Origin of the sequence: Gordonia bronchialis DSM 43247 (genome assembly GCF_000024785.1) — a bacterium.
Lineage (GTDB): Bacteria > Actinomycetota > Actinomycetes > Mycobacteriales > Mycobacteriaceae > Gordonia > Gordonia bronchialis.
In genome coordinates, this window is record NC_013441.1 from 4,774,935 (window position 1) to 4,787,547 (window position 12,613).

A 12,613-nucleotide genomic window follows, 5' to 3' on the forward strand; every position below is an offset into this window, starting at 1 on the left:
AGCCGGCCCCTCGGGTCGCGCCTTCGGCCGTCCGCGCCGCGCATCGCTCCCCGGCTCTCCGGCAGCGCCGTCGCGGTGGCCGGTGCGATCTTCCTGGTCATCTGCCTGCTGCAGTCGCCGGGGCGGGTCGCCGCGGACACCAAACTCGATCTGACCGCCAACCCGCTGGGCTTTCTGGCGCGGGCCGCACATCTGTGGACGCCGAACGCCCCGATGGGGCAGGTACAGAACCAGGCCTACGGCTACTTCTTCCCGCACGGCGCGTTCTTCGCGCTCGGCGAGCTGGCCCATCTGCCGCCGTGGATCACCCAGCGGCTGTGGTGGGCGGTGCTGCTGACCGTCGGATTCGCCGGTGTGGTGCGACTCGCCGAGACCCTGCGCATCGGTTCACCCGCCTCACGCATCGTCGCCGGCGCGGTCTTCGCGCTCAGCCCGCGAGTACTGACGACGCTGGGCTCCATCTCGTCGGAGACACTGCCGATGATGCTGGCGCCATGGGTACTGGTGCCGGTGGTGGCCGCGCTCGACCGCCGCGACGACTCCCGGCCGCTCTGGCAGTACGCCGCACGGTCGGCGGCCGCGGTCGCGCTGATGGGTGCGGTGAACGCGGTCGCCACGCTCGCGGCACTCGGGGTGTCGGTGCTGTGGTGGCTGCTGCACCGGCCGGACCAGCGGTGGCTGCGCTTCGGTGCGTGGTGGGCGGCCGGGTTGCTGGCGGCCTGCGCGTGGTGGCTGGTGCCGCTGCTGATCCTGTCCCGGGTGTCACCGCCGTTCCTTGACTTCATCGAATCGTCGGGCGTCACCACCGAGTGGACGTCGCTGACCGAGGTGCTGCGCGGCGCGAGTTCGTGGACGCCGTTCGTGTCGTCGGAACGGGTGGCGGGTGCCGTCCTGGTCACCCAACCCGCCGCGGTGCTGGCCACCAGCACCCTCGCCGCCGCCGGTCTCGCCGGATTGTGCATGCGGCACATGCCTTTCCGTGGCCGCATGGTGACCTTGGTGGCCGTCGGACTGGTCCTGATGTGTGTGGGGTTCGCCGGGCAGCTCGGCTCCCCCATCGCCGACGACGTCCGCGCCTTCCTCGACGGGGCGGGTGCGCCGCTGCGCAACATTCACAAGTTCGAACCGTTCCTGCGTCTCCCGCTGGTGCTGGGAGTCGCACACCTCCTGGCCCGGGTTCCCCTGCCGGGGAGTGTGCCGCTGCGCGAATCACTTTCGGCGTTCGCCCATCCGCAGCGGTCGCGGCCGGTTGCCGCGACGATCGTGATCCTGGTGGCCGTCGTCGGCGCGGGATCGTTGATGTGGACGGGCCAGCTCGCACCCACCGGCACCTACCGCGACCTGCCCCGGTACTGGCAGCAGGCGGCCGGCTGGCTCAGCGACCACGCCGATCCCGACAACACCGGCGCGCCCGGCCGGGCCCTGGTGGTGCCCGGTGCGCCGTTCGCCGATCAGCTGTGGGGCCTGACCCGCGACGAGCCGCTGCAGCCCCTGGCCGACACCCCGTGGGCAGTCCGCGATGCCATCCCGCTCACTCCACCCGGCGCGATCCGCGCGATGGACTCGGTGCAGCGATCCATCGCTGATGGTCGGCCCTCCCCTGGACTGGCGGCAACGCTTGCCGCGCAGGGGGTTCGGTTCGTTGTCTTGCGCGCTGACCTCGAGCCCGACACCTCGCGTTCGGCCCGTCCGCTCCTCGCCCAGGCCGCCCTGGCCGGTTCACCCGGGCTGCGGCGGGTCGCCGTGTTCGGCCCCGACGTCGGACCGCCGTCGATCCGTGACGTCGTGCGCGACAACGGACTCCGCCCCGCGATGCCCGCCATCCAGATCTTCGCCGTCGAGGCGACCGGGTTCCCCGGTACGGGACCACTCCTCGTCGACGCCGGCAGCGTCACCGAGGTCGCCGGCGGTCCCGAAGCGCTCGCGCGGATCGCAGATCTGCGGGCTCGCATGGGATCACCACCGCTGGGTCCGGCGATACTGAGCACCGACGCCCGGCGTGCCGGCCGACCTCCCGGGCCGACGATCGTCACCGACACCCCCGCCGACCGGGAGACCGACTTCGGGCGGGTGGACGACCACAGTTCCGCGATCCGCGCGGCCGGCGACCCGCGGCGCACCCACAACGCCGTCGCCGACTACCCGGTGGACGGGCAACCGCTGGTCCGCGGAGAGTGGTTGCTGGACAACCGACCCGACGCGGTGCGCGTAGACGTGTCCGGCTCGGCCGCCGACGCCACCCAGCCGGGACAGACGTCGCCGTCCAACTCCGCCGCTGCCGCCTTCGACGGCGATGCGAACACCGCGTGGGTGAGCGCCGGTTTGCAGTCGGCCGTCGGGCAGTGGATGCGGATCGGTTTCACCACACCGCATTCCGGCCTGGCCCTGACCGTGAGGACCGCCAAGGCACTCGGTCCCGACGTCAGCAGCGTGGTGGTCACCACGGAGGCCGGCAGCACGGTGGCCTCCGGCATCAAACCGGGTGTGCCGGTGACGATCACCGTGCCGAGCGGCCCCACCCGCTGGGTGTCCATCCGCGCCGCCGAAACCGCCGACGGGTCGGCCGGTAACCAGTTCGCGCTCGGCGAGGTGTCGGTCAGTGACCTGCAATCCGGCTTCCCCCTCACCATCCGGCATCGGGTGGTGTTGCCACCGCTGCCGCCGGGAACCACGGTGGCCCAATGGGTTCTGGGCCAGGAGCTCGCCGGCCGCGCCTCGTGTGTCGACGACCCGGCGGCGGGCACCATTCGCTGCGCGCCGGCCCTCGGCCTGACCGCGGAGACACCCGGTCTGTTCACCCGCGCCCTCCAGGTGCCCACCCCCACCGCGGTGACACCGGCGGTGATCCTGACGCCCCGCCCCGGCGACGCGCTCAACGCGCTGCTGCGCGGTCCCGGACAGATCGTGGCGACCGGGCCGTCGGCCGTCACCGATCCCCGTGGCGGGCCGGGCGCCGCCGTCGACGGTGACCCGCGCACCGTGTGGACGGCACCGAAACCGGCGCGCGAGGAATCCGACGACCCCGAGCGCTCCGAAAAACCCGAGCACCCCGAAAGACCCGAGCACTCCGACGACGCTGCCGGGGACGAGGATTCGGCGGAGCCGAAGAATCCGACCCTCGAGCTCCGGTTGCCCGCCCGGCAACGCGTGGAACAACTGCGCATCGTCGCACCTCACGACTATCCGGCCGCACCGACGCGGGTGTCAGTCGACCTCGGGACCGGGCCGCAGACCCGGGACGTCGGCGCCGACGGGCTGGTGCGCCTCGATCCCGCCGACACCGACCACATCTCACTGACCATCCTCGGACAGCGCGACCTCATCGACGTGAACAGTCTCGGCTTCGCCTCCCAGGCACCGCCCGGGATCGCCGAGATCGAGATCACCCCCGCCCCAACGACTCCCCCGAATGACGACCGCACTGTCGACATCGGCTGCGCCGATGGCCTGGGCTTGACCGTGTCCGGCCAGGTGATCGGATTGTCGGTGCACACGACGACGGCTGCGCTGCGTGCCGGCGCACCGGTGATCGCCCATCCCTGTACGTCGGCCCCGGTACGACTCGGTACCGGCGAGCAGGAGCTGTCGGTGAATCCGGGGGCCGCGTTCTCCGTGGATTCGGTTGCGCTGAACACGGATTCGGCGCTGCCATCGGCGCGGGTCGCACCCGTCGAGATCCAGGGGTGGTCGGCGGTCGATCGGTCGGTGACGGTGCGCGGAGCCGACCGTGACCGGCTGCTCGTGGTACCGGAGAGCACCAACCCGGGCTGGGAGGCCAGAGCCGATGGGCGCGAACTGGATTCGGTGGTCGTCGACGGTTGGCAGCAGGCCTGGGTCGTCCCGGCCGGGACCTCGGGGACGATCCATCTCACCTACCGCTTCGATTCCCTGTACCGATGGTCGCTGCTGCTCGGCCTGATCCTGGTCGCGCTGCTGCTCGTCGCGGCGTGCCTGCCGACGCGTCGCACTGTCGACGGCCCCGACGAGATCGATTCCGGCCGAACACCGTTCGGTGTCACGGTAGCCGCTGCGGCCGGCACGTTGGTGATGGCGTGGCTGTTGTCCGGGTGGTGGGGGCTCGCGGTCGGCGTCGTGGTGGGTGCCATCGCCGTGGTGCTGCGGCCGCGGACCGTGGTGGTGGCCACCTTTGTCGCCATGATGGCGGCGACGGTCGGACTTGCCGCCGGCCCGTGGCATGCACCGGGCGGGTACAACGGTTTCAGCTGGTGGGTGCAGTTGCCCGCCCTGGTTGCCGTGCTGCTCATGGTCGCCTCGGCCGTCGGCGCCGACGATCGGTGGGACCGGCTGCGCGCGAAGGTGACTCAGATCACCCGGAGGTCATGGATGCCGGACGGGTCACCTCCGGATTCGGACCGGACGTGAGTCACTCGATGCGGCGACGTTGGTGTTGCTTACCATTGGCTTGAACGTCACTGAGCTCGGTGTTGAATCGGTATGTGGCCTGCACGGATGCGGGCCGGATATCCGATGTGACAACGATTGTGATGGAGGATTGACGATGATTCTGTTCCTCGTCGTGCTGGGTCTGTGTGTCCTGGCGACCTTTTTCCTGTCCCGTCCGGACAGCCTGAATTATCGTGCGCGCGAGGTGAATGCCGCGCAGCACGACAGCCTCCGGCACCGGGTGCGCCGGTAGCTCCGGATAGTCCCCGGCAGCCCTCAGCGGGTCGGTTGGCGAAGCGCCCTAGTGGTCTCGCGTCGACGCAGCCACCGGCGTGCGGGTTCTTCGATGAAGGCGTAACTCGCTGCGGAGATCCCGATGGTCAAGACCACCGTGATGGACCAGACCAGCAGCGTGTCCCCGGTGAACGGGATGATGCCGAACAGGCCGAACACCACGGCGAGCACGGCCAGATGCCAGATGAAGATGCCGTAGGACCATCGGCCGAGAGCGAGCATGACCGGCGAGGTGAGGATGCGGAACGGGCCCGCCGAACAGACCAGCGGGGCCAGCAGCGCGAAGCCGCAGACGGCGCCGAGCACCATCTTGGTGGCGAATTGCAGATTGGTCAGCGCACCGAGCCCCGTCGGCCCGGCCAGCGGTGTGCACGCCAGCGCATAGGCCACCACCAGCGTCGCGAGCATCCACCATCGTCGGGCACCGACCGCGGCGATCCGTTCCACCCAGCGCGACGCGTGGCCGTGTTCGATCGCGCCCGCGGTCTCCGCCAGGATCAGACCGGCGAAAAACCATGGCAGGTGGCCGAACACCCAGTTCTTGGGTTCCACCCCGGCCGGTAGCGGGAGCGCCATCGCCGGCCACGCCCACACCAGGCTGAGCGCCCCGAGCGCGAGTAGCGCCGGGATGCGCCGGGAGGCGCGACGTCCGCGCAGGCGCAGCAGCGCGAGCCCGATGACCGGTAGCAGCGCGTAGAACGCCACCTCCACCGACAGACTCCACATCTGGGTGAGGCCGGCTGTCAGGGACAGCGGTACGAAGACCTGGGTGAGGGTGAGATTCGCCAGCCACACCGTGGCGTCGGCGCCCTGTGCGTCGGGCAGGAGAAGCAGGACGACGGCGACCACGACCACATACGCCGGCCAGATCCGCACGACGCGATGCCGCAGGTAGCGGCGGATCGATGGGTGCCCACGATCGGTGCCGTCGACATGCGCGGCGTGCGCGTGGTCCACCCACGGCCGCCAGAGCAGAAAGCCCGACAGCGCGAAGAACAGCGCGACCGCGAGGTCGAGGCGGCCGAGCACCGGACCGAGAATCGGGAGACGCACCGCACCGGTCTGGAACGCGACGTGGGTGGTCAGCACACCGATCGCCGCCAGCGCGCGCATCCCCTCGAGCTGCGGATAGAACCGCCGGGCCGCGGCGGCAGGGCGTCGCGTCGACGCGGGGGTATGGGTGTCGGTGCTGGTCATGCTGTTCCACAGGGTAGCCGTGCGCCCGGACGCCGTGCCGGGGCCAGTACGCTCGCGGCTATGCCGTCGGACCCCACACCGCCCGAAGACGCTTCCCGTCCGCCGCGGCGATGGAGCACCGCCGACCTGCTGGGCCCCACCCTGCTGTTCATCGGCGGATTCCTGCTGGCGGCGACCATCGCGCTGCCGACGCTGCCCGTGGACAACCTTCGGCTGGTGCCGCTGAGCACCGACTTCACCACCGTGGCGACCAGCAGCGACGTCACCGCCCGGACACCGGCGACCATCCTGGATCGGTGTTCGCTGAACACACCGGTGGCGCGCGTCGTCGGCGCCGAGCTGGTGCGCCAGCAGCGAGTGGTGGCGGTGCAACCGTCGGACAAGCGACGGGTGACGTTGCAGGCCGGTACGTCGGTGCAGGCCGATCACCTGCTGATCGACGGGCGGCAGGTGGACCCGACGCTGCCGCGCCCGGGCAGTTCCGACCCGGGCACCTCCGATACCGCCGACGACGACCGGCCGTCGTGCACCGATCCGACCGTGTTCGCGGTGAAGGACCGGGTCACGCTGAGCCGGGACAGTGCACTGCCAAGTGTGTCCGGGGGTGGCAGTTCGGAGATCCAGTACGACAGCCGGACCGCGCCGGTGCCGGCGCCCGACCGTCCGGGCTTCACCTATCTGTTGCCCTTCGGGGTGAGCACCGACGACCAGCACGCCTACTTCGACGTCACGACCCGGCGCACCGTGCCCCTGCGGTTCGCGGGTGAGACGCAGGTGTCGGGCCACGACGCCGCACGCTTCATCGCGCAGATCCCCGATACCGATCTGAATGCCGTCGGTGGGGTGTCCACGCCGAGCCGGCCCACCCAGATCACCCGTCCCGCTTCCTGGTTCGGCGTCGACGGCGACCCGGCGCGACCGCTCACCGCCACCCTGCATCATCGCTCCGAGGTGGAGTTGTCGGTCGACACCCGGACCGGGCTGATCGTCGATCAGCGCATCGTGGTTGACGAGTCGTACCGATTCCCGGCTCAAACCCCCGGCGTCGCTGACGATTTCACGCTTCCGTTTGTGCAGGCGACCTTCCGCTACGACGAGCGGACCCGTTCCGAGATGACCTCGCGCGCCGACGATCTCGCCACCCCCTTGGTGATCTGGGGCCGGCTGGTGCCGATCGCGACCGGCGTGCTCGGGGTGGTGTTGCTCGGCGTCGGACTGTGGTTCCTCAATCCGGCTCGGCTGCCGGAACGGATCCGGCGGAGGTTGGCGGGGCCGGCGAATCCCTGAACGTGATAGTGTCACCCGCCGTTGCCGGCTCCTGTACCGGTGGGCGTCGTCGGGCGCACTATCCAGTTCGGGGATCTGCTGCGTGCCGGTTTCGGCGGTCGCCCCGGGACAGTCCGGCCGTGGCTAACACGGCGACGGTCACCGCGACCGCGGCCGTGCCGGCCAGCGCGACGATCGAGCCGACCAGCCAGACGATCACCGCCACCTCGATGCCCACCGCCAGCCAGGTCACGAGTGCCACCCGGGTGCGGTCCCGGGCAATCGCCGACAGCAACACCACCTGCAGCACACTCAGCACCGCACCCGTGTAGGCGAAGAGCCATAGGATCGGCACCAGTGCGCGGTAGTCGTCGCCGAAGATGAGCGGCACCAGTGGTCCGGCGAGTCCGGCAGCGACGGTCAGTGCCAGTCCAATGACCGCGACCACCCCGACCGCCTGCCGCAGCGATGCGCGCGAACTCGCGGGGTCGGCGAGGCGCGGATAGAACACCACCCCGATGGCCTGGGGAAGCCAGAACGCCACCTTGGTCGCGATGGCGCCGAGCGCGTACACGCCGGCGTCGTCGGCGCCGAGCACTGTCCGCGACAGCAGCAGATCCACCGACGACGCGACGATCAGCACCAGCTGCACCTGCGAGGCGCGCAGCACACCGACGGCGTCGACGGCGTCGGCGAGCGTCATGTGCGACGTCGCGGAGCGCCCCGCCCATCGCACACCCGCCCAGACCGCGACCCCGGCCACCGCGGTGCCCGCCGTCCCGGCCGCGAGTCCACCCATCGGTCCCGCGCCCGCCGCCAGGACTGCGATCACCGGCGCCGCCCGCAGCACGCCGACTACGGCCAGCAGCCATGCCAGCGCCCGGAACTCTCCGCGTCCCTGAAGAATGCCCTGACCTGCGGATATCACCGTCAGCAGCGGGGCGGCGGCGAGGGCCGCGAGCGTGGTGAGCCACGATGTGCGGGCCAGCAGCGTCACCACCGGTACCGCGATGGCCGTGATCACCACCACACCGGCGGTGGTCTGGGCGGAGACGACGCGGAGCCGATGCTCGGACCGGCCGCGCACCACCTCGCGGGCGACGACGGCTTGCAGCGCCAGGGCCGGTACGCCCAGCACGAGCATCGCCGACAACAGCACGGCGAACTCGCCGTACTCGTCGGGCGTCAGGAACCGGCTGCTCGCCAGCAGGTGCACGAGATACATGCACACGTTGGCGACCATCGAACCGCCGGCCACGGCACCGATCGCGCCGACGACGCCGAGTCGCGCAGCGCGAGGGGTCTGCCGGGTCATGCGTCAAGTGTGCCGACCGTGCCGCGGGCGCTTTGCACCGGCCGCGACGGATAGGCGACGATGGAGGCTTCAGCGCCTCACGAGAGATCGAGATGTACGACCAGAACCCGACCTTCGAGTCCGACCCCACCGACATCGGCTCCCGCATCGACCCGGTGCTGGCCCGCAGCTGGCTGTTGGTCAACGGATCTCACCACGGCAAGTTCGAGCCCGCCGCGCTCTCGCGAGCCGACATCGTGGTTCTCGACATCGAGGACGCCGTCGCACCCAAGGACAAGGCCGAAGCCCGCGCGAACGTGGTGCGGTGGCTCGGCACCGAGGCGGGGCGCGGGGACTGGGTGCGTGTCAACGGATTCGGGACGCCGTGGTGGGCCGACGATCTGGACGCGTTGTCGGCGACCGCGATCGGCGGCGTCATGCTGGCGATGGTGGAGTCGGTCGATCACGTCACCGAAACCGCCAAGCGGCTGCCCGACGTGCCCATCGTCGCCCTGGTGGAGACCGCTCGCGGGTTGGAGCGGATCAGCGAGATTGCCTCCGCCAAGGGCACTTTCCGGTTGGCGTTCGGGATCGGCGACTTTCGGCGCGACACCGGCTTCGGCGACAACCCGGCCACCCTCGCCTACGCCCGTTCACGTTTCACCATCGCCGCCAAGGCCGCTCACCTCCCGAGCGCGATCGACGGGCCGACGGTGGGGTCGAGCACGCTCAAGTTGAGTGAGGCCACCGCGGTGAGCGCCGAGTTCGGCATGACCGGCAAGATCTGCCTCACCCCCGACCAGTGTGCGCCGGTGAACGAAGGTCTCTCCCCGTCGCAGGACGAGATCAAGTGGGCCCGAGAGTTCTTCGCGGAGTTCGAGGCCGACGGCGGCGAGATCCGCAACGGCTCCGACCTGCCGCGCATCGCGCGGGCCACCAAGATCCTGGACCTCGCACGCGCGTACGGCATCTCGGAATCGGACTTCGAGGACGAGCCGGTCCACCAGCCCGCCCCGTCCGACACACACCACTACTGAGCTGACATCGTGTCCGCCGGGCGGCTGCTGCCCACGCTGTATCTCGTCAGCGCGGGGCTGACCGCGGTTGTCGCGGGGCCGCTTCTCGGGGCACTCTTCGGCGTCGGACCGCGATATCTGCTGTACCGGGATGCGGTGTCGACGCCTCGCTCGTACGTCACCGACGCGGCGCTCGGTGTCGGCGACCTCCCCCCGCGGGCCGTGCCGCAGGACTGGTTTGTGGCGATGGGGAGCCGAGTTGTCGACGGTGGTTGGCTGGTGGTCGCGATCATCGTCGCCGCGCTCGTGGTCGCGGGTGTCGGGTACGGTCGTCTCGCGCATCGGCTGGTTCCGGGAGCGGGCCACGCCGGAGCGGTGGCCGCCGCGATGTTGGCGATCTGGAATCCCTATGTCGCCGAACGCCTTCTGCAGGGGCACTGGGGCCTGCTCGTCGGGTACGCCGCGCTGGGCTGGATCGTGGTCGAGATGCTGGACCTCACCGCGTCGCCCGTGCGCTGGTGTCGTCTCGCCGGTCTCGTCGCGGTCGCCGGTCTCACCCCCACCGGTTCGCTGCTGGCGGCGGCGGTCCTGGTGACGATGTGCCTGTCGCTGCGCGTCCGACCGAGGATCGCCTGCGGTGTCGCGGGTGTCTGGATCGCCTCGGCCGCACCGTGGTTGGCGGCCGGACTGATCGGCACGGGGTCGTCCACCGGCGTCGGCGGGGTCGAGGCGTTCGGGCTGCGGGCCGAACCGTTCCTCGGCCGGCTCGGCACCGCCGCGGGACTGGGCGGGATCTGGAACGCCGACGCCGTGCCGGATAGCCGGACCATCGGCTGGGCCGCGGTCGCGTCGCTCTGTTTGCTCGTTGTGGTCGTCAGCGGGCTGATCCACCTCCGTGCGGGCGACCGGAGTCGAGCCAGCACGGCCCTCACCCTGCTGGCGGGCGTGGTGCTGATGCTGGTGATACTGAGCGCTTTCGGTCCCGGTCAGGCAGTACTCGGCTGGGCTGTCGACGCGATCCCCGGCGCCGGTCTGCTGCGCGACACCCAGAAGTTCCTGGCGCTGCTCATGCCCGCCTACGCGGTCGGGGCCGCGGGTGCGGTACTCGGGCTACGACGATGGTTCCCAGGAGGTTTCGCCCTCGCCGGGGTGGCCCTTCTGGTGGTGGCGCCCCTGCCCGATCTTGCCTGGGGTGTGGGCGGACAGCTACGTCCCGTCGCCTATCCGGCCGAGTGGACAACGGTCGCCGGCATCGTGACCGCCGACGATGGCGCGGTGGCTCTGTGGCCGTCGGATACCTTGCGGCACTACGGATTCGCGAATAGTGTATCGCTCGATCCGGCACCACGGATGATGCGTGCGCCCGTGGTGGAGAGCGGCCGACTGACCGTCGACGGCCAGGAGGTCGACCCGGCTTCACCACCGGCAGTCGCGGTCGAGCAGCTGCTCGGCAGCCCGGGCGACCCGGGTGAGCTGGCCCGACTCGGGATCGGCTGGGTACTCGTCGAGGCCGATCCACCCCCGGCGCGGTTGCGCGGACTCGAGCCAATCTTCGCCGGAGAAAGCCTGCGGCTCTTCCGCATCGAGGGCGCGCAGACGGTCCGGGCCGATATCGGTTATCGAGTGGTCGCGGTGACGGCGCACCTGGTGTGGCTGGTGATGATCGCCGGGGGTGCCGTGGCGGCGGTGTACCGACGACGACACGCCTGACCGTCGGGGTGACCGAAACGTCGGGGTGACGGACCGTTCCGGTTTGGTGCGGGTGGGTGGTGTTTGCGAATGTGGTTGTGTTACTGGTGGTTTCGACACGCCCCTCGCCTAGCGGCTCGAGTCGGCTCAACCGGCAGAAGGGGGTCGGCTCGGGTCGGCTCAACCAGCAGAAGGGGGTCGGCTCGGGTCGGCTCAACCAGCAGCGGAGGCGGCTCGGGTCGGCTCAACCGAGGCTCAACCGGCAGAGGAGGCTTGCGGAGCGGCGATCTCGGCGAACACCTCGAGGAACCCGTCGCAGGTCGCCGACCAGGAATAGCGACCGGACTTGGCCTTCGCGGCCCGACCGAGTTGCTGGGACGCCGCGTCGTCCTCGATGAGTTTCCGAGTGGCACTGAGCAATTCGTCTACGCCGTCGACGAGCAGACCGGTGAGTCCGTCGTCGATGGACTCGGCCAGGCCCACCGAACTGCGGTAGCCGATGGTCGGGACGCCGTGTTGGGCGGCCTCTATCACGGCCAGCCCCCAGCCCTCTTTGCGCGACGGCATCAGGTGCACGCGGGCCGCCGAGAGGATCTCGTGTTTACGCGGTTCGCTCACGTGGCCATGGAAGGTGACCGATGCGTCGAGGCCGAGTCTCCGTGCGGCTGAACGGAGTTCCTGGTCCCACCAGCCACCGCCGATGACGTCGAGGTGGACGTCGAGGCCGCCGCGCCGCAGGTCGGCGACCACCGCCAGGGCGTCCTCGACCTGCTTGTGCGGAACCAGCCGCGACAACACGCACAGCCGAACCGGCCGGTCGGATGCGGGCGCCGCCGGTGCCGCCACGTAGCCGGCGGGCAGCGGGTCGATTCCGTTGCGCACGACGGAGATTCGTTCGGCATCCACGCCGAGGTCGGTGAGTTCGCGTTTGGACGGCGTCGAGACGGTCACATAGCGATTGCGCCGATGCACGCGCGGTGCGACCCGCGACTCGAGGAACCAGCCGAATCGCCCGAGAAGGCGACCGGCCACCGGCCATTGTTCGCGGTGACAGTGGTGGACGAGGACCACCGTCGGCGCGGAGGTCACCAGCGACGCGAAAAAGGGCACGCCGTTCTGGGTGTCGACCACGGCGTCGGGCGAGATGTCGGCGAGCGGACCGCGACCCAGCCGGCCGGCGATGATCATGGCCGCAGCGCGCGGATAGACGGAAATCCGCCCGCCCGTGCGGACGAATCGAATGCCGTCCCGCGTCTCGTCGGAGAGCGCGCCGGGGTAGGCAGAGGTGACGAAGGTGACCCGGACGCCGCGTCGGGCGAGTTCGGCGCCGACGCGTTCCAGGTAGGTTTCACTACCGCCGCCCTGCGGGTGGCCGGTATCCCGCCAGCAGAGCAGCAGGACATCAGATGGAGAGTGCATTGCCGACAGCCTACCGATGCGTTCGCGCCATCGG

8 protein-coding genes are annotated in these 12,613 nt (G+C 70.4%); 5 read left to right on the plus strand and 3 right to left on the minus strand.

What is annotated here, in order from left to right:
* Positions 1 to 75: 75 nt before the first annotated feature.
* Both GBRO_RS22155 and GBRO_RS26430 read left to right on the plus strand, forming a co-directional pair.
* Positions 76 to 4,383, plus strand: coding sequence for a DUF3367 domain-containing protein (locus GBRO_RS22155; RefSeq protein WP_012836080.1), 4,308 nt, complete (start codon positions 76 to 78; stop codon positions 4,381 to 4,383).
* A 136-nt stretch (positions 4,384 to 4,519) separates the two neighbouring features.
* On the plus strand, positions 4,520 to 4,657 hold the full coding sequence (locus tag GBRO_RS26430; RefSeq protein ID WP_012836081.1) for a hypothetical protein: 138 nt from the start codon (positions 4,520 to 4,522) through the stop codon (positions 4,655 to 4,657).
* Positions 4,658 to 4,680: 23 nt separating this feature from the next.
* Here GBRO_RS26430 and GBRO_RS22160 read toward each other — a convergent pair whose 3' ends face one another.
* Complete coding sequence (locus GBRO_RS22160) at positions 4,681 to 5,895, minus strand: acyltransferase family protein (RefSeq protein WP_012836082.1); 1,215 nt, start codon at positions 5,893 to 5,895, stop codon at positions 4,681 to 4,683.
* A 60-nt stretch (positions 5,896 to 5,955) separates the two neighbouring features.
* On the opposite strand from GBRO_RS22160, the gene GBRO_RS22165 reads away from it, so the two are divergent.
* Positions 5,956 to 7,182 (plus strand): DUF3068 domain-containing protein, encoded by a 1,227-nt coding sequence (locus GBRO_RS22165; RefSeq protein WP_012836083.1) that lies wholly within the window; start codon positions 5,956 to 5,958, stop codon positions 7,180 to 7,182.
* Between the two features lie 58 nt (positions 7,183 to 7,240).
* On the opposite strand, the gene GBRO_RS22170 is transcribed toward GBRO_RS22165, so the two are convergent.
* Positions 7,241 to 8,476, minus strand: coding sequence for a lipopolysaccharide biosynthesis protein (locus GBRO_RS22170; protein WP_012836084.1), 1,236 nt, complete (start codon positions 8,474 to 8,476; stop codon positions 7,241 to 7,243).
* 92 nt (positions 8,477 to 8,568) lie between these two features.
* Here GBRO_RS22170 and GBRO_RS22175 point away from each other — a divergent pair, with 92 nt between their 5' ends.
* On the plus strand, positions 8,569 to 9,492 hold the full coding sequence (locus GBRO_RS22175; protein WP_012836085.1) for an HpcH/HpaI aldolase/citrate lyase family protein: 924 nt from the start codon (positions 8,569 to 8,571) through the stop codon (positions 9,490 to 9,492).
* Positions 9,493 to 9,501: 9 nt separating this feature from the next.
* Positions 9,502 to 11,181, plus strand: coding sequence for a hypothetical protein (locus tag GBRO_RS22180; RefSeq protein ID WP_012836086.1), 1,680 nt, complete (start codon positions 9,502 to 9,504; stop codon positions 11,179 to 11,181).
* A gap of 234 nt (positions 11,182 to 11,415) precedes the next feature.
* Here the strand turns inward: GBRO_RS22180 and GBRO_RS22185 are convergent, their stop codons facing one another.
* On the minus strand, positions 11,416 to 12,579 hold the full coding sequence (locus GBRO_RS22185; RefSeq protein WP_012836087.1) for a glycosyltransferase family 4 protein: 1,164 nt from the start codon (positions 12,577 to 12,579) through the stop codon (positions 11,416 to 11,418).
* Positions 12,580 to 12,613 lie beyond the last annotated feature (34 nt).

Coding starts and splice junctions, on each gene's coding strand:
- GBRO_RS22175 (WP_012836085.1), top strand. CDS start 8,569: ATGTACGACCAGAACCCGACCTTCGAGTCCGACCCCACCGACATCGGC.
- GBRO_RS22160 (WP_012836082.1), bottom strand. CDS start 5,895: ATGACCAGCACCGACACCCATACCCCCGCGTCGACGCGACGCCCTGCC.
- GBRO_RS22185 (WP_012836087.1), bottom strand. CDS start 12,579: ATGCACTCTCCATCTGATGTCCTGCTGCTCTGCTGGCGGGATACCGGC.
- GBRO_RS22170 (WP_012836084.1), bottom strand. CDS start 8,476: ATGACCCGGCAGACCCCTCGCGCTGCGCGACTCGGCGTCGTCGGCGCG.
- GBRO_RS22165 (WP_012836083.1), top strand. CDS start 5,956: ATGCCGTCGGACCCCACACCGCCCGAAGACGCTTCCCGTCCGCCGCGG.
- GBRO_RS26430 (WP_012836081.1), top strand. CDS start 4,520: ATGATTCTGTTCCTCGTCGTGCTGGGTCTGTGTGTCCTGGCGACCTTT.